Here is a 17314-nt window from a genome sequence, read left to right as displayed (position 1 = left end):
CGACAGAGGAAGGGCACGATGAGCGACAGCACCACCGACAGTGTCAACGAGAACCTCAGTCCCACGGAGCGGCTGTCCGAGGCGGGTGTCGCCATCTGGTTGGACGACCTGTCGCGTGAACGCCTGCGCACCGGGAACCTCGCCGAGCTGATGACCACGCGGAACGTCGTCGGCGTAACCACCAACCCGACGATCTTCGCCGCCGCTCTCAAGGCGGGCGACGCCTACGACGCCTCGCTGACCGAGCTGGCCGGCTCGGACGTCGAGGCCGCCGTCGAGCGGATCACCACCGACGACGTCCGGGACGCGGCCGACCTGCTGCGCCCCGTCTACGACGCCACCGCCGCCGTGGACGGCCGCGTGTCCATCGAGGTGGACCCGCGGCTGGCCCGCGACACGGAGGCGACCAAGACGACGGCCGTCCGGCTGTGGGAGACCGTCGGCCGGCCGAACGTGATGATCAAGATCCCCGCGACGGTGGAGGGCCTGCCGGCGATCACGGCGACCCTGGCCAAGGGCATCAGCGTGAACGTGACGCTGATCTTCTCGATCGAACGCTACCGGGCGGTGATGGACGCCTTCCTGGCCGGCCTGGAGCAGGCCAAGGAGGCGGGCCACGACCTGTCCGTGATCGGGTCGGTGGCGTCGTTCTTCGTGTCCCGCGTGGACACGGAGGTCGACAAGCGCCTCGACGCCATCGGCACGGACGAGGCGCGGGCGCTGCGCGGCCAGGCCGCCATCGCCAACGCGCGGCTCGCCTTCGCGGCGTACCAGGAGGTCTTCGCGTCCGACCGGTGGGCGGCCCTCGCCGCGGCCGGCGCCCGGCCACAGCGCCCGCTGTGGGCGTCGACCGGTGTGAAGGACCCCGCCTACCGCGACACGATGTACGTGGACGAGCTCGTGGTGGCCGGCGTGGTCAACACCATGCCGGAGAAGACCCTGGACGCGTTCGCCGACCACGGCATCGTGCTGGCCGACACCGTGACCGGCTCGGGCGAGCAGGCCGCGGCGACCATCGCGGCGATCGAGGCGCAGGGCATCTCCATGGACGATGTGACGGCCAAGCTGGAGGAAGAGGGCGTGACCAAGTTCGAGGTGAGCTGGGACGAGCTGCTGACCACCACGAAGACCGGGCTCGACAGCGCCGGGGCAGGGGCCGGCGACCAGTGAGGCCCGCGAAGATCGCGCAGGGGGTCAACCCCCTGCGCGACCCCCTCGATCTGCGCCTGCCCCGCATCGCGGGGCCCAGCGGCCTGGTGATCTTCGGCGTGACGGGCGACCTGTCGCGCAAGAAGCTCATGCCGGCCGTCTACGACCTGGCCAACCGCGGCCTCCTGCCGCCGGGCTTCGCCCTGACGGGCTTCGCCCGGCGCGACTGGGCGGACCAGGACTTCGCGCAGGTCGTGCACGACGCCGTCAAGGAGCACGCCCGCACCCCCTTCCGGGAGGCCACGTGGCGGCAGCTCGCCGATGGCATCCGGTTCGTACAGGGCTCCTTCGACGACGACGAGGCGTTCGAGCGCCTCCGCGAGACCGTCGAGACCCTGGACCGCGAGCGCGGCACCGGCGGCAACCACGCGTTCTACCTGTCGGTCCCGCCGTCGGCGTTCCCCGTGGTGTGCGAGCAGCTCTCCAAGCACGGCCTCTCGCACCCCGACCAGGACGCGGACGGCGACGGCGTGAACGCCTGGCGGCGCGTGGTCATCGAGAAGCCCTTCGGGCACGACCTGGCCAGCGCACGCGAGCTCGACGCCGTGGTCTCCAAGGTCTTCGAGCCCGAGTCGGTGTTCCGCATCGACCACTACCTGGGCAAGGAGACCGTCCAGAACCTGCTGGCGCTGCGCTTCGCGAACACGATGTTCGAGCCCATCTGGAACTCGAACTACGTGGACCACGTGCAGATCACGATGGCGGAGGACATCGGCATCGGTGGCCGCGCCGGGTACTACGACGGGATCGGTGCAGCGCGCGACGTCATCCAGAACCACCTGATCCAGCTCCTGGCGCTGGTGGCGATGGAGGAGCCCGTGAACTTCGACGCCGCCGAGCTGCGCGCCGAGAAGATCAAGGTGCTCTCGTCCGTGCGCCTGCCGCGCGACCTCGGCAAGCACACCGCCCGCGGCCAGTACAAGGCCGGCTGGCAGGGTGGCGAGCAGGTGCCCGGCTTCCTGGAGGAGGACGGCATCGCCAAGGACTCCGCCACGGAGACCTTCGCCGCGATCCGGGTCGACGTCGACAACCGCCGCTGGGCGGGCGTCCCGTTCTACCTGCGGCACGGCAAGCGCCTGGGCCGCCGGGTCACCGAGGTGGCCGTGGTGTTCAAGAAGGCGCCGCACCTGCCGTTCGAGTCGTCCCTGACCTCGGAGCTGGGCAACAACGCCCTGGTCATCCGGGTGCAGCCCGACGAGGGCGTGACCATGCGGTTCGGCGCCAAGGTGCCGGGCACTGCCATGCAGGTGCGCGACGTGACCATGGACTTCGGCTACGGGCACTCGTTCACCGAGTCCTCCCCCGAGGCCTACGAGCGGCTCATCCTGGACGTGCTGCTCGGCGACCCGCCGCTGTTCCCGACGCGCGAGGAGGTCGAGCTGTCCTGGAAGATCCTCGACCCGATCACGTCGTACTGGGCGCGTAAGGGGCACCCCGAGCCGTACGCGTCGGGCACGTGGGGCCCGGCGTCGGCCGACGCCATGATGGAGCGCGACGGCAGGTCCTGGAGGCGACCGTGATCATCGACATGCCCGACACCACGACCAACGACGTCAACAAGCGCCTGGTGCGCCTGCGCGACGAGGGCGGTGCGGTGGCCCTCGGCCGCGTGCTCACCCTCGTGGTGCTGGCCGACGAGCGCGACGTCGAGGAGTCGGTGGAGGCCGCCAACGACGCGAGCCGCGAGCACCCGTGCCGGGTCATCGTCGTCGCCCCGGCGGCGCGCGGTACGGACGCCCGGCTCGATGCCCAGATCCGCGTGGGTGGTGACGCGGGCGCCTCCGAGGTGGTGGTGCTGCGCGCCTTCGGCCCGCTCCTGGAGCGCACCGACACCCTCGTGATGCCGCTCCTGCTGCCCGACGCGCCGATCGTGGCCTGGTGGCCGCGCGAGGCGCCCGCTGTGCCGTCGCAGGACCCGGTGGGCGCCATGGCGGCCCGCCGGATCACGGACAGCACGGTGGCGAAGAACCCGGTGGAGATGCTCGGCGGCCTCGTCGACGCGTACGCGCCCGGCGACACCGACCTCGCGTGGGCGCGCGTCACCCTGTGGCGGGCGCTCATCGCGGCGGCCGTCGAGCAGCCGCCGTTCGAGCCCGTGCTCTCGGTGACCGTGGAGGGGCAGAAGCGGCACACGTCGCTCGACCTGCTCGCGGCCTGGCTGGGCGCGCGGCTGGGCTGCCCGGCCGAGGTGGTGCGCACCAGCAGCGACGACGCGATCACCCGCGTGACGCTGGAGCGCAAGAGCGGCCCCATCGTGCTCGACCGCCCGGACGGCCGCACCGTCACGATCACGCAGCCGGGCAAGCCCCCGCGCCGGATCGCCCTGCCGATCCGCGCGCTCAACGAGGCCCTGATCGAAGAGCTGCGCCGGCTCGACCCGGACGAGGTCTTCGAGGAGGTCCTCACGCGCGGCCTCAACCAGATCACCACGCGGACGGCGGCCTGATGTCCGGTCCGGCCGCTGGCTCCGGTGCGGTGTCGGGCGCGGCCCCGGTTGCGGCCCAGGGGACGCGGCTCGTCGTCGTGCACCCCGACAAGGAGGTGCTCGCGCAGGCGGCGGCAGCACGGCTGCTGACCCGCCTCCTGGACGTGCAGTCGGTCCGCTCCCCCGTGCACGTCGTGCTCACGGGCGGCACGGTCGGCATCGCGACGCTCGCGGCCGCGGCCGCGAGCCCGCTGGTGCCGGCCGTGGACTGGTCGGGCGTCCACCTGTGGTGGGGCGACGAGCGGTTCCTGCCGGACGGCGACCCGGACCGCAACGAGACGCAGGCCCGCGCGGCGCTGCTCGACGTCCTGGTCGCCGAGCACGGGCTCCCCGCGGCCAACGTGCACCCCATGCCGGGGCCGACGTCGGTGGCGACACCAGAGGAGGGCGCAGCGGCCTACGCGGCGCAGCTCGCCGCGGCGGCCCAGGACGACGCGGCGGCCGTCCCCGCGTTCGACGTCCTGCTGCTCGGCATGGGACCGGACGGGCACGTCGCGTCCCTGTTCCCCGGCCACGAGGGCCTGGCCGCCCAGGGCACGACGACGGGCGTGCACGGCTCGCCCAAGCCCCCGCCCGAGCGGGTCTCGCTCACCTTCGACGCGATCCGGTCGGCCCGCGAGGTGTGGATAGTGGCGGCAGGCACCGAGAAGGCCGCGCAGGTCGCCGCCGCGCTGGCCGGCGAGCCGGTGACCACGGTGCCGGCCGCCGGCGCCGTAGGGCAGAGCCGGACGCTGTGGCTGCTGGACGCGGAGGCGGCCGGCGCACGAGGGTGACCACGGGTCGAACGCGCGGGGCGCGTGGATGCCTGACCCGGCAAACAGCGAGAGCGCCTGTCCCGGTCCACGTGACCGGGGCAGGCGCTCTCGTTCGCCGCTGAAAATTCTTAGCCCGCGACGCGTCCGTTGCGGCGGATCCGCAGGGCCTCCAGCGCCTCCTCCAGGAGGGCGGCGCCGTCCTCGTCGGACCTGCGCTCCTTCACGTAGGCAAGGTGCGTCTTGTAGGGCTCGTTCCGCACGGGGGCCGGCGGATTCACCGGGTCCATGCCCGCGGGGAAGCCGCACCGGGGGCAGTCCCACTGCGTGGGGGCCTCGACGTCCTCGCCCACCGAGAAGCTCGGTGCTGTCTCGTGCCCGTTGGCACACCAGTAAGAAACCCGGATGCGCGGCGCTGTGTCGCCCCGCTCCGTCTCCCCGAGGGGGCCGGCGCCTACCCGGCTCCCCCGAATCGCATGACCGCCTGATGCCACGTCTGTCGTCCCCTCTGTGTGTGGCCGTCAGCTGCTAGGCGCTTGGCGACCGGGTCAGCTGACCTTCTGGATGAGTCCGAGCAGGACGATCACCACGGCCCACACGAGGGCGAAGGCGATTGTGATGCGATTGAGGTTCCGCTCGGCCACGCCGGACGAGCCGGCGCCCATCGAGATACCGCCACCAAACATGTCGGACAGCCCGCCACCCTTGCCCTTGTGGAGCAGGATGAGCATGGTCAGGAAGCCACTGGTCAGGACCAGCAGGACCTGCAGGATGATGCGGAGCACGTCCACGGTTCACGTCCTCGGTTCTAGGTGTGCCGGGGCGTCACCCGGCGGCGGATCGGTCAAGAGTAAGCGAGACGTACCTCACAGTGCGAACCCCCTGCTCACGACTTCGCGGAGCCCTGAGCGGGAGTCACACCTGGAACATCGCGCCCGAGTGAGGGTACCTCAGGCAGGTTGCGGGACGGTCTCGGGGGGACGTGTCGGACGTCGGATCGCTCGCGCGACCCGTCCGTCCGACAGGTGCGAAGGGCTGGTTCAGGCGACGACGTGCGACTGGTAGCGCGCGATCTTCGCGAACTCCTCCGGGTCGAGGCTCGCCCCGCCCACGAGCGCGCCGTCGACGTCGGGCTGCGCCATGATCTGCGCGACGTTGCCCGACTTCACCGAGCCGCCGTACAGCACGCGCACGCCCGCTGCGACGTCGGCGTCGCACAGCTCGCCGAGCACCCGGCGGATCGCGCCGCAGACCTCCTGCGCGTCCTCGGGGGTCGCGACCTCGCCGGTGCCGATGGCCCAGACGGGCTCGTAGGCGATGACGATCTTCGCGATCTGCTCGGCCGGGACGTCCGCCAGCGCGGCCTCGACCTGCGCCAGCGTGTGCGACACCTGGTTGCCCGCCTTGCGGACCTCCAGGCCCTCGCCGACGCACAGGATGGGGGTCAGGCCGTGCGCGAAGGCGGCACGCACCTTGTCGTTCACCAGGTCGTCGGACTCGCCGTGGTACTCGCGGCGCTCCGAGTGCCCGATCACGACGTAGGCGCAGCCCAGCTTCGAGAGCATCGCGCCGGAGATCTCCCCGGTGTACGCACCGGAGGCGTGCTTGGAGATGTCCTGGGCGCCGTAGCGGAGCTCCAGCTTGTCGGCGTCGACGAGCGTCTGCACCGACCGCAGGTCGGTGAACGGCGGCAGGACCGCCACCTCGACCGCCGCGTAGTCGTGCTTGGCGTCCTTGAGCGTCCAGGCCAGCTTCTGGACGGTGCTGATCGCCTGCTGGTGGTCCAGGTTCATCTTCCAGTTGCCCGCCATGAGCGGCGTGCGAGTGGTAGCCACGTGTTTCTTCCTTCTCTGGGAGGTACGTCTGGTCGGTGGGCCCGGTCGGGCTTGTTCGGGCCCGGGCGGCTCAGTCCGCGAGGACCGTGAGGCCCGGGAGCTCCTTGCCCTCCAGCAGCTCCAGGCTCGCGCCGCCGCCGGTCGAGATGTGGCTGAACCCGGACTCGTCGAAGCCGAGCGCGCGCACGGCCGCGGCCGAGTCGCCGCCGCCCACGATGGAGAACCCGCCGGCCGTCGTCGCGTCGACGATGCCCTGTGCGACGGCCTTGGTGCCCGCCGCGAACGCCTCGAACTCGAACACGCCCATCGGGCCGTTCCACGCGATGGTCTTCGCGTCGCCCAGCTTGTCGGCGAACAGCTTGCCCGACTCGGGGCCGATGTCCAGGCCCATGGTGCCGTCCGGGATCGCGTCGGCGGCGACCACCTGGTGCGGTGCGTCGGCCGCGAACGAGTCCGCCGCGACGATGTCGACCGGCAGCACGATCTCGACGCCGTTCTCCTCTGCCGTGGCCAGGTAGCCCTTGACCGTGTCGATCTGGTCGCTCTCCAGCAGGCTGTTGCCCACCGACAGCCCCTTGGCCGTCAGGAACGTGAAGACCATGCCGCCGCCGACGAGCAGGCGGTCCGCCTTGGTCAGCAGGTTCGCGATGACGCCGAGCTTGTCCGACACCTTCGAGCCGCCGAGCACGACCGCGTAGGGGCGCTCGGGGTCGCCGGTGGCCTTCGACAGCGACTCGACCTCCTTCAGCACCAGGTCGCCCGCAGCGGCCGGCAGCACCTGCGCGACGTCGTACACCGACGCCTGCTTGCGGTGCACCACGCCGAAGCCGTCCGAGACGAACGCGTCGGCGAGCTGCGCCAGCTCGCCCGCGAGCTCGGCGCGCTCCGCGTCGACCTTCGAGGTCTCGCGGGCGTCGAACCGCACGTTCTCCAGCAGGGCGACCTGGCCGTCGGCCAGGGCCTCGACCGTCGCCTTCGCCGACGCGCCGACGACGTCCTCGGCGAGCGCGACGTCCTGCCCGAGCAGCTCGCCCAGGCGGGCGGCGACGGGCGCGAGGGAGTACTGCGGGTCCGGCGTGCCCTTGGGGCGGCCCAGGTGCGCCATGACGACGACGCGCGCGCCGGCGCCGGTCAGCCGCTGCAGCGTGGGTAGGGCGGCGCGGATGCGGCCGTCGTCGGTGATGGTCGTACCGTCCAGCGGCACGTTGAAGTCGGAGCGGACCAGGACGCGCTTGCCGCGCAGGTCGCCGAGGGAGTCGATGGTCTTCATGAGCACTCCAGGTCGGGGACCGGCCGCCAGGAGGCCGGTCAGAGTTCCGTTACATGACGACGTCCGCGTGCGCCGGCTGGCCGATGCGCACGCGGACGTCGGGGTTCACGCCGGGGAGAGAGCCGTCAGAGCTTCTCGCCGACGAACACCGTGAGCGAGACGAGGCTGTTCGAGTAGCCCCACTCGTTGTCGTACCAGGAGACGACCTTGACCTGGTTGCCGATCACCTTGGTGAGCTTGGCGTCGAAGATGCTCTGGTGCGGGTTGGTCACGATGTCCGAGGAGACGATGTCGTCCTCGACGTACTCGAGGATGCCCTTGAGCGGGCCCTCCGATGCCGCCTTGACCGCCGCGTTGACCTCCTCGACCGTCACGTCCTTGGGCGCCTCGAAGGTGAGGTCCGTGGCCGAGCCGGTGATGACGGGCACGCGCAGGGCGTAGCCGTCGAGCTTGCCCTTGAGCTCCGGGAGCACCAGAGCGACGGCCTTGGCGGCACCCGTGGTGGTCGGCACGATGTTCTGCGCGGCCGCACGGGCACGGCGCAGGTCCTTGTGCGGGCCGTCCTGCAGGTTCTGGTCACCCGTGTAGGCGTGGATCGTGGTCATGAGGCCACGCTCGATGCCGATCGAGTCGTTCAGCGCCTTCGCCAGCGGGGCGAGGCAGTTCGTGGTGCACGACGCGTTCGAGATGATGTGGTGCGCCGCCGGGTCGTACTGCTCGTTGTTGACGCCCATCACGAAGGTCGCGTCCTCGTTCTTGGCCGGGGCCGAGATGATGACCTTCTTGGCGCCGGCGTCGATGTGCGCCTTCGCCTTGGTGGCGTCCGTGAAGAAGCCCGTGGACTCGATGACGATGTCAGCGCCCAGCTCGCCCCAGGGCAGGTTCGCGGGGTCGCGCTCGGCCAGCGCCCGGATCTTCTTGCCGTCGACGATGATGTTCTCGTCGTCGAAGTCGACGGACTTGCCGAAGCGGCCCAGCACGGTGTCGTACTTGAGCAGGTGCGCGAGCGTCTTGTTGTCCGTCAGGTCGTTCACGCCGACGACCTCGATGTCCGCACCCGACTCCACGAGAGCCCGGTAGAAGTTCCTGCCGATACGGCCGAAGCCGTTGATGCCGACGCGGATGGTCACAATGCCCTCCTCAGGGGCGCCGGCCGTCCCGGCGCACACGTTTCCTTGGTTCTGTCGCCACTGCCGTCGATAGCTGACGGCGAAGTGCGTTCGCCAGGGTTTTCCGGGCGCCGCGACCCCGCGACGACCCGAACGGGAAACGCGATGGTCACGGCGTCGTCACCTGACGATTTCGAGCCTATACCCGAACAGCACCCAACCGTGACCCGAGCCGGACAGCGTGGAACCCGCGGTTCTGTTCGTTCTCACAACCCGGATCGGCGCGCACCGCCGCAGAGGCGCGCTCTTTCACCCGCGCGGGCTCACAGGTCGAGCAGGTCCGCCGATAGCCCGGCCTCGGTGTCGGGGATGCCCAGCTCGAGCGCGCGCTTGTCCGCCGTCGACAGCAGCCGGCGGATGCGGCCGGCCACGGCGTCCTTGGAGAGCTGCGGCTCGGCCAGCCGGCCCAGCTCCTCCAGCGACGCCTGCTTGTGCGCGAGCCGCAGCTCGCCGGCCTGGCGCAGGTGGTCGGGCAGCTCGTCGCCCAGGATCTCGAAGGCCCGCTGGACCCGGGCGCCCGCCGCGACGGCGGCCCGGGCGGAGCGGCGCAGGTTGGCGTCGTCGAAGTTGGCCAGGCGGTTCGCCGTGCCGCGCACCTCGCGGCGCTCCCTGCGCTCCTCCCAGACCTTGAGCGTCTCCGGCGCGCCCATACGCTCCAGCATCCGCCCGATCGAGTCGCCGTCGCGGATCACCACGCGGTCGATGCCGCGCACCTCACGGGACTTGGCCGCGACGCCCAGGCGGCGGGCCGCCCCGACGAGCGCGAGCGCCGCCTCGGGCCCCGGGCTGGTCACCTCCAGCGCCATCGACCGGCCGGGCTCGGTCAGCGAGCCGTGGGCGAGGAACGCGCCGCGCCACACGGCCTCCGCCTCCTGCACGCCCGCGGACACCACCTCTGGCGCGAGCCCGCGCACCGGGCGGCCGCGGGAGTCGAGCAGGCCGGTCTGGCGGGCGAGCGACTCGCCCTCGCGCACCACGCGCACCACGAACCGCGAGCTCTTGCGCAGGCCACCCGCCTGCACCACGATCAGCTCGCTCGTGTGCCCGTACAGGTCGTGGACGGCGTGCCGCAGCCGGGTCGCCGCCGACTCCGTGTCGAGCTCCGCCTCGATCACTACCCGGCCGGAGATGATGTGGAGCCCGCCGGAGAACCTCAGCGTCGCGGAGACCTCTGCCTTGCGGCACGACGTCTTCGCGACCCTCACCCGCGCGAGCTCCTCCTTGACCTGTCCCGTGAGCGCCATGGCGTCATACTGCCATGGTCAAGCCCGCAAGAACGTGGTGGAATCGCGGAAACTCGGGCGAAATGTCCCGGCGTGTCGCCTCATATGTCCCCCTGCCTGCGATAATGCGTCTTTCATCGCGGCGCCTTCTCCCCCGCCGTCACGGCGAACGGCAGGTGGTTGCCCACCAGCGGCGCCGGGCCCGTCCCGAAGTCCGTGAACGCGTGCGGCAGGTTCACCGCCCGGTTCAGGTCCAGGCGCAGCGTGTCCGACGTCGCGGGGCCGGCTTCGGCGGTGTCGTCCGGCAGCGCCACCTGGAGCGCCCGCCACGGGGCGACGCCGTCGGCCTCGTCGCTGAACACGAGGGTGGGCGAGGTGAGGGTGCCGGTGAGCGCGAGGGTGGCGCTCCGCCCGTCGCGCGCGACGTCGACCTCGCCGAACACCTCGACGTGGTGCACGAGGCCCGGGCGGACCGAGCCGACCGTGACGGGCTCGGGCTCGTCGTACCAGCGCACGGGCACGTCCAGCACCCACGCCGGGTCGTAGTCGAACGCGGGGACGCCGGAGAACTCCGTGCGCGTGACCGCCTGCGGGTCGAGCAGCCGCACGCCGTACCGGCCGGTGCGCACCACCACCTCGACGGCCACCTCGCTGGGCTCCGCGGAGCCGTCCCGGCCCTTGGGCAGGAAGGTGCCGATGATCCGGCCGCGCCCCTCGCCCACGCCGACCGCCGTCGGGCCGTCGGGCTCGATGTGCTCGCCCACCAGCACCGCCGTGTCGCCGGGCGCCGGCCGGGTGTGCAGCACGCCGTCGGCGACCCACCACTCGCCGGGCACACCGGGCAGCCGCCGGGGTGTCGCCGTCGGCCACAGCAACGCCGTCGGGCTGAGCCACCCGTGGGGCGCGCGCAGCTCACGCTCGCGGTCGGCGCGCCACGCGGCGTGCGCGCGGACGGCGTCGTCGGTGGCGGACGTGCTCGACGTCCCGGTGCGCAGGGCCTCGGTCATATCAGATCCTCCCGGTCGGGGTGCTCGCCGGTGCGAGCGGTGACCCCTTCACCGCTCCTGACGGACGGACGACCCACCTTGTTGTGCCGCGCCGCGGGTGAAGTCACGGCGCGAGTTATCCTCCCGATCGAATGTCTATTCGATCAGTCGGATACTGCTCGCCCGAAGTTACGTCGCCGCCCAGGTCATGTCAACGAAGCGCCCGGGGGCGGGCTGGCCGGCCGGCCCCGGCCGCCCGTCAGACGTCGCCGTACACGCCCTCGAACACGTCCCGGTAGGCCGCCGCCAGCCGCAGCCCGTCGTGCCGGGCGGTGTCGTCGCCGCGGCGCACCTGTCGCATGATCACGCGCGCGCCCATGGACGCGGCGGCGACCTCCAGCGCCTCGATGTCCTCGACGGCGGACGGGTCGGCGAGCACCACGTCGATCCGCAGGCCGGGCGCATGCTTGTGCAGCGCCTCCAGGTGGTCGACGGCGGTGAGGCCCGCCGTCTCGCCCTTGTCCGCGGAGAGGTTGAGCGTCACGCAGCGCCGGGCCTTGGTGGCGTGCAGGGCCTCGGCCAGCTCGGGCACGAGCAGGTGGACCAGCACCGACGAGTACCAGGACCCCGGGCCAAGGACCACCCAGTCGGCGTCGAGCACCGCCTGGACCGCCTCGGGTGAGGCGGGCGGGTCGGCGGGGAGCAGGCGAAGCTGCTCGATCCGGCCCTGCGTGACGGCGACGCGGCTCTGGCCGACCACGGTCTCCAGCGGCGCCTCGGCCTCCCCCGGCGCGGCGGCGTGCCGCACGTCCGCCTCCACGACGAGCGGCACGGAGGCCATGGGCAGCACCCGGCCCCTTGCGCCGAGCAGGCGGCCCACCCAGTCCAGGCCCTCCACCTCGTCGCCGAGCAGCTCCCAGAGCGCCACGATCAGCAGGTTGCCCATGGCGTGGTTGTCCAGCGCCCCCGACGACGAGAAGCGGTGCTGCAGCATCGCGCTCCACGTGCGGCCCCACTCGGAGTCGTCGCACAGGGCCGCGAGCGCCATCCGCAGGTCGCCCGGGGGCAGCACGTCGAGCTCGTCGCGCAGCCGTCCCGACGAGCCGCCGTCGTCGGCCACCGTCACGACGGCGGTGAGGCGGTCGGACATGAGGCGCAGCGCGGACAGGCTGGCGGACAGCCCGTGGCCGCCGCCCAGGGCGACGACGGACGGGTTCTTGCTCCACTCGGGTGCCGGGACGTCGGGCACCCCTGGTGCGTGCGGGATCATTCGCGGCCCAGGTCGCGTGCCGAGACGGTGACGAGCTGCCCCTTGGCGCGCAGCCGCTCGGCGATGGCTTCCGAGATGGCGACGGAGCGGTGCTTGCCGCCCGTGCATCCCACGGCGATGGTCACGTAGCGCTTCTCCTCGTTGAGGTAGCCGGCGAGCACGGGGGCCAGGGCCTCGACGTAGCGGTCCACGAACTCGACGGCGCCCGGGCGGGCGAGCACGTAGTCGCGCACCGGCTGGTCGCGCCCGGTCAGGTGCCGCAGCTCGGTGATCCAGTACGGGTTGGCCAGGAACCGTACGTCCACCACGTGGTCCGCGTCCAGGGGGATGCCGTACTTGAAGCCGAACGAGATGACGTTGATGCGCAGCACCTCGTTGATGTCGTGCGCGAGCCACGCCCGGATCTCCCGGGCGAGGTCGTGCACGGACAGGTCGGAGGTGTCGATCCGCAGGTCGGCGCGGGCGGCGAGCGTGGCGACGACGGACCGCTCCTCGGCGATGCCGTCCAGGATCCGGCCGTCGCCCTGCAGCGGGTGCGGGCGGCGCACCTGCTCGAAGCGGCGTACGAGCACCTCGTCGCTCGCGTCGAGGAACAGGATCCGGTAGGCGACGCCGGCCTCGGTCATGTGCACGAGCACCTTGTCGAGCTCCGAGAAGAAGTGCCTGCCGCGCACGTCCACGACGACCGCCACGCGCTCGATGCTCGACCCCTTGGCCATGAGGTCGACCAGGGGCACGAGCATCATGGGCGGCAGGTTGTCGACCACGTACCAGTCGAGGTCCTCCAGGACGGCGGCGGCCCGCGAGCGGCCGGCGCCCGACATTCCGGTGATCACGAGCACCTGGGGCTCGTTCGGTTCGGGGGTGTGGGTGGCGGCCTCGACCGCTGCGATCCCGTCGGGGGCTGTGGTCGGCGACGGTTCGGCATTGCTCATGGCCCCAAGCATGCCAGCGGTCAGCCTTTCAGGGCGGCCACTACCGCCTCGGCCGTCTTGTCGCCCATGCCGCGCAGGCTGGCGATCTCCTCGACGCTCGCGGCCCGCAGGCGCTTGAGGGAGCCGAAGTGGGCCAGCAGCATCTTCTTGCGTGCCGGGCCGAGCCCGGGGACGTCGTCGAGCACGGAGGCGGTCATGCCCTTGCTGCGCCGCCTGCGGTGCTGCGTGATCGCGAACCGGTGCGCCTCGTCGCGGACGCGCTGCAGCAGGTACAGGCCCTCGCTGGAGCGCTGCAGGATGACCGGGTAGTCCTCGCCGGGCAGCCACACCTCCTCCAGGCGCTTGGCCAGGCCGCACAGCGCGACGTCGGTGATGCCGAGCTCGTCCATCGCCTTCTTGGCGGCCGCGACCTGCGGCGGGCCGCCGTCGACCACCACGAGGCTGGGCGGGTAGGCGAACCGCGCCTTCTCCTGGGGTCCGTCGGCGGCGACCTCGCCCCCTGGCAGCGCCCCGGCGGGGTCCTCGCCGGCGGGGTCGTCGCCCGCCGACATCTCGACGTCGTTCGCCTTGAGCCGGTCGGCGAGGTAGCGCCGGAAGCGGCGCGTGATGACCTCGTGCATGGCCTGGGTGTCGTCGCGGGCGCCGTCGCCGTCCGAGCCGCGGATGCTGAACGAGCGGTACTCGCTCTTGCGGGGCAGGCCGTCCTCGAAGACCACCATGGACGCCGACTGGTAGGTGCCCTGGGTGTGCGAGATGTCGTAGCACTCGATGCGCAGGGGCGCCGAGTCCAGGTCGAGCGCCTCCTGGATCTCGCGCAGCGCCTGGCTGCGGGTGGTGAGGTCACCCGCGCGGCGCGTGCGGTGCAGCATGAGCGCGTGCTCGGCGTTCTTGCGGACCGTCTCGGCGAGCTCCCGCTTGTCGCCGCGCTGGGGCACGCGCACGTCCACGCGCGCGCCGCGCAGCCCGCTGAGCCAGGCGCCCACCTGGTCCAGGTCCGGCGGCAGCACGGGGACGAGGACCTCGCGCGGCACGGCGTCCCGCGCCTCCAGCCCCGTTGCCTCCTCCGCCGACCCGTACACCTGCTGCAGCAGGTGCTCCACGAGCTCGCCGTCGCTGATGTCCTCGACCTTCTCGACCACCCAGCCGCGCTGGCCGCGGATGCGCCCGCCGCGCACGTGGAACACCTGGACCGCCGCCTCCAGCTCGTCGCCCACCAGGGCGAACACGTCGGCGTCCGTGGCGTCGCCGAGCACCACCGCGTTCTTCTCGGTGGCGCGGCGGAGCGCCTCGATGTCGTCGCGCAGGCGCGCGGCCTGCTCGTACTCCATCTCGGCGGCGGCCTCCTGCATGCGCTTGGTCAGCCGGCGCTCGAACTTGGCGGTGTCGCCCGCCATGAAGTCGCAGAAGTCCAGGACCAGCGCGCGGTGGTCCTCCACGCTGATCCGGCCCACGCACGGCGCGGAGCACTTGTCGATGTACCCGAGCAGGCACGGGCGGCCCGACTGGCCCGCCCGCTTGTAGACGCCCGCCGAGCAAGTCCGGATCGGGAACACCCGCAGCAGCAGGTCGAGGGTCTCGCGGATGGCCCACGCGTGCCCGTACGGGCCGAAGTACCGCGTGCCCTTGCGCTTGGCCCCGCGCATCACCTGGGCGCGCGGCACCTCCTCGCCGAGCGTCACGGCCAGGTACGGGTAGGACTTGTCGTCCCGGTACTTCACGTTGAACCGCGGGTCGTACTGCTGGATCCAGGTGAACTCGAGGGCCAGCGCCTCGACCTCCGTGCCCACCACCGTCCACTCGACCGACGCGGCCGTGCTCACCATGCGCTGCGTGCGCTCGTGCAGGTGCGCCACGTCCTGGAAGTAGTTCGCCAGGCGTGCGCGCAGGTTCTTCGCCTTGCCCACGTAGATGACCCGGCCGTGCTCGTCGCGGAACCGGTAGACACCGGGCGACGTCGGGACCTCTCCCGCCTTGGGTCGATAGGTAGCTGGATCCGCCATGCACCCAACCTATGCGCTGCCACTGACATGCGAGACCGACCCTGGCCGTGGCCGGGTGGGACCGCCGACGGCGTTCCCTGCCGGGCGGGTCAGACGGAGACCGCGAGCGGCACCGGCGAGACGTGCACCGGGAAGTTCACCGACCGCGCGATGAAGCACATCGCGTGCGCCTTGTGGTGCAGGGCGGCCACGTGCTCGTCGGTCGCGAGCTCGCCCGGGTCCACAACGACCTTCGGGTGCAGCGTCACGTCCGTGAACGCGCCCTCACCGCGCGACTCGACCCGCATGGTGCCGGTCGCCCCGTCGGTGTACTCCCGCACGACCAGGCCGGACTCGGCGGCCAGGTGCAGGAACCACAGCATGTGGCACTGGCTCAGGCTGGCGACGAACAGCTCCTCGGGGCTGTTCCGGTGCGGGTCGCCCCGGAACGCCGGGTCGGAGGACCCGAGCAGCGGCGGCTTGTGCGGCAGGTCGACCTCGTGGTCGCGCGAGTACGAGGTGTACGACGCCGTACCCGCGTCCCCAGCGCCCGTCCACCGCACCGTCACGGCGTAGTCATGCGTGGCTCCGCTCATGCTGCTCACCCTAGCCGTGCGGGGTGACGAGGGCCACGTCTCGCACCATCCCGCAGGACCCCACGGCGGCCGTCACGCCTGCCGGACGTGGCGGACCGTGATCGCGCTCTTCTCCTTCGGCGTGCGCCCGCCCTCCACGCCGACGAGCTCCAGCACACCCTCGCCGAACAGGTCGACCCGCCCGCCGACCTCGACGTCGACCGTGGCCCGCTGCCCGCCGTCGGACCGGACGAGGAGGCGCGCCGTCGGCACGCCGTCACGCGGCCCGGCGATCATGACGCCGATCCGCGTGGCACCGATCCGCATCTGGGCACTCTGCTTCACCCGGACGACGGGAGCCGCGCCCGGGCTCCTTCCCGTGTCGTCTGCCACGGCAGTCCCTCCCACTCGCTCGGCGGAATCGGTCACGACGTCGACTCGCCGTAGGTCACGGAGTCGAAGTTCTCATAGAACTCGTCCGCCGTCATCGTGATGGTCCCGGGCTTGTGCTGCCCGTCCGAGCCCGTACCGCCGTCCGGGCCCCAGGGGTTGACCAGCGTGATCGTCTCGCCGTCGGACGAGACGCTCTCCACGACGTAGACGTGGTTGTTGACGACCTCCTGGTCCGGGGGCGGGTCGCCGAACCAGCCGCCGCCGTCGGGGCTGGAGGCCACGACCGGCTCGCCGTTGGCGAGGCGGTCGCCGATGGACTCCAGGCTCGGCGGGTCCTGCCACGGCCACGTCGGGTCGAGCGAGTCGCTCGACGTGTCCTTGCCCGTCATCATCTCCAGCGCCCGGGCGGGGTTGTCGTACTCGATGTCGTCGTACTCGCCGCCCAGGTACTCCACGGCGGCCTTCTCGTAGATGGAGATCCACGACGGATCGCCGTTCGGGGCCCCCGCGGCGTTCTCGTAGACGTTCGAGTCGACGGTGATCTCCACCGGCTCGCCGTCCTCGTAGAACGTCACGGTGTAGGTGCCGTCCGGGTTGCGCTGGATGTGCTGCTGGATCCATTCCGGATTCTGCTCGGCAATGGCGCCCGCCGAGGCGAGGAACCAGCAGTCGGCGAGGCTTCCCTGGTCGATCTCGCTCGCGTCGATCGCCTGGTCGTCGAGCGGCACCTGCCCGGCGTCCTCCAGGTCGCCGAGGTCGCCGACCGCCTTGTCCCCCTGCCCCTGTCCGTCGGGCGAGCTCTGGTCCGTGCCCTCGGGGGCCGGGCCGGCGACACCGCCACCCTCGTACGTGTCGCTCGTCCGCTCCTGGGCGTCCGCGTTCTCGATGACCCGCCGACCGGTCTCCAGCAGGCCCAGCGCGACCGCCCGCAGCGCGCTGGCGTGCGTCGTGTGCCACTCGTCGAGGAACCCCTCGTGGTCCGGGCCGAACCACTCCGTCGTGGTCACGGCCTGCGTGATCTGGCCGACAGCGGCCTCGAGCACGTCGCTCTGCTGGACCATCGTGTTGCCGAGCGCTCGCAGCGCGCTGATATCCGCGCCGTACATCTCCGACATCCCAGGCACCTCCCTCGTCGGGGATCACTGTAGAGCACCGCTCAGCGGCGGCTCCACAGTGCGGCCCGGGTACCTCTACCCATTGCGCGGGAGGCCGGATCGGGCGTCCGGCCGACCC

17 protein-coding genes are annotated in these 17314 nt (G+C 71.9%); 4 read left to right on the top strand and 13 right to left on the bottom strand.

The genetic code is table 11. The features are described from left to right. The first annotated feature begins 18 nt into the window (after window positions 1-18). From tal to pgl, 4 genes are read left to right on the top strand one after another with little or no spacing between them, the layout of a single operon-like run. Window positions 19-1170, top strand: coding sequence for a transaldolase (gene tal, locus AC0QU1_RS10905; protein WP_483576398.1), 1152 nt, complete (start codon window positions 19-21; stop codon window positions 1168-1170). Next, window positions 1167-2729: a glucose-6-phosphate dehydrogenase gene (gene zwf / locus AC0QU1_RS10900; RefSeq protein ID WP_483576397.1), complete on the top strand. Its 1563-nt coding sequence runs from the start codon at window positions 1167-1169 to the stop codon at window positions 2727-2729. The genes tal and zwf overlap by 4 nt, the downstream gene beginning before the upstream one ends. Beyond that, complete coding sequence (gene opcA / locus AC0QU1_RS10895) at window positions 2726-3655, top strand: glucose-6-phosphate dehydrogenase assembly protein OpcA (RefSeq protein ID WP_483576396.1); 930 nt, start codon at window positions 2726-2728, stop codon at window positions 3653-3655. Before zwf ends, opcA begins: the two co-directional genes overlap by 4 nt. Beyond that, window positions 3655-4467, top strand: a complete 813-nt coding sequence (gene pgl, locus AC0QU1_RS10890) for a 6-phosphogluconolactonase (protein WP_483576395.1) — start codon at window positions 3655-3657, stop codon at window positions 4465-4467. Before opcA ends, pgl begins: the two co-directional genes overlap by 1 nt. Before the next feature lie 110 nt (window positions 4468-4577). On the opposite strand, the gene AC0QU1_RS10885 is transcribed toward pgl, so the two are convergent. The 13 genes from AC0QU1_RS10885 to AC0QU1_RS10825 all read right to left on the bottom strand — a co-directional run bounded on the left by AC0QU1_RS10885 (window position 4578) and on the right by AC0QU1_RS10825 (window position 17196). Then, on the bottom strand, window positions 4578-4940 hold the full coding sequence (locus AC0QU1_RS10885; protein WP_483576394.1) for an RNA polymerase-binding protein RbpA: 363 nt from the start codon (window positions 4938-4940) through the stop codon (window positions 4578-4580). Window positions 4941-4994: 54 nt separating this feature from the next. Beyond that, on the bottom strand, window positions 4995-5237 hold the full coding sequence (secG, locus tag AC0QU1_RS10880; protein ID WP_483576393.1) for a preprotein translocase subunit SecG: 243 nt from the start codon (window positions 5235-5237) through the stop codon (window positions 4995-4997). 249 nt (window positions 5238-5486) lie between these two features. Next, window positions 5487-6257, bottom strand: a complete 771-nt coding sequence (gene tpiA / locus AC0QU1_RS10875) for a triose-phosphate isomerase (protein ID WP_483576671.1) — start codon at window positions 6255-6257, stop codon at window positions 5487-5489. 94 nt (window positions 6258-6351) lie between these two features. Beyond that, the gene (locus AC0QU1_RS10870; protein ID WP_483576392.1) at window positions 6352-7551 is read right to left on the bottom strand and encodes a phosphoglycerate kinase; all 1200 of its coding nucleotides are present in this window, start codon (window positions 7549-7551) and stop codon (window positions 6352-6354) included. A 125-nt stretch (window positions 7552-7676) separates the two neighbouring features. Beyond that, window positions 7677-8681: a type I glyceraldehyde-3-phosphate dehydrogenase gene (gene gap, locus AC0QU1_RS10865; RefSeq protein WP_483576391.1), complete on the bottom strand. Its 1005-nt coding sequence runs from the start codon at window positions 8679-8681 to the stop codon at window positions 7677-7679. 302 nt (window positions 8682-8983) lie between these two features. After that, complete coding sequence (whiA, locus tag AC0QU1_RS10860; RefSeq protein WP_483576390.1) at window positions 8984-9964, bottom strand: DNA-binding protein WhiA; 981 nt, start codon at window positions 9962-9964, stop codon at window positions 8984-8986. A gap of 113 nt (window positions 9965-10077) precedes the next feature. Then, entirely contained in the window at window positions 10078-10950 is an 873-nt protein-coding gene (locus AC0QU1_RS10855) for a DUF1684 domain-containing protein (RefSeq protein ID WP_483576389.1), read from the bottom strand. Window positions 10951-11188: 238 nt separating this feature from the next. Then, window positions 11189-12199: a gluconeogenesis factor YvcK family protein gene (locus tag AC0QU1_RS10850; RefSeq protein WP_483576388.1), complete on the bottom strand. Its 1011-nt coding sequence runs from the start codon at window positions 12197-12199 to the stop codon at window positions 11189-11191. After that, window positions 12196-13134: an RNase adapter RapZ gene (rapZ, locus tag AC0QU1_RS10845; protein WP_483576387.1), complete on the bottom strand. Its 939-nt coding sequence runs from the start codon at window positions 13132-13134 to the stop codon at window positions 12196-12198. Before rapZ ends, AC0QU1_RS10850 begins: the two co-directional genes overlap by 4 nt. 20 nt (window positions 13135-13154) lie before the next feature. Next, window positions 13155-15134 carry an excinuclease ABC subunit UvrC gene (gene uvrC, locus AC0QU1_RS10840; protein WP_483576386.1) on the bottom strand — a complete coding sequence of 660 codons (1980 nt, stop codon included), beginning with the start codon at window positions 15132-15134 and terminating at the stop codon, window positions 13155-13157. 89 nt (window positions 15135-15223) lie between these two features. Beyond that, the gene (locus tag AC0QU1_RS10835) at window positions 15224-15709 is read right to left on the bottom strand and encodes an OsmC family protein (RefSeq protein WP_483576385.1); all 486 of its coding nucleotides are present in this window, start codon (window positions 15707-15709) and stop codon (window positions 15224-15226) included. 72 nt (window positions 15710-15781) lie between these two features. Beyond that, window positions 15782-16081: a hypothetical protein gene (locus tag AC0QU1_RS10830; RefSeq protein WP_483576384.1), complete on the bottom strand. Its 300-nt coding sequence runs from the start codon at window positions 16079-16081 to the stop codon at window positions 15782-15784. Window positions 16082-16113: 32 nt separating this feature from the next. Continuing rightward, entirely contained in the window at window positions 16114-17196 is a 1083-nt protein-coding gene (locus AC0QU1_RS10825) for a C2 family cysteine protease (protein ID WP_483576383.1), read from the bottom strand. Window positions 17197-17314: the final 118 nt, after the last annotated feature.

The organism is Promicromonospora noduliphila (assembly GCF_056951025.1).
Note: the sequence above shows the minus strand (reverse complement) of the source record. Positions and strands in the feature narration are given on the sequence as shown.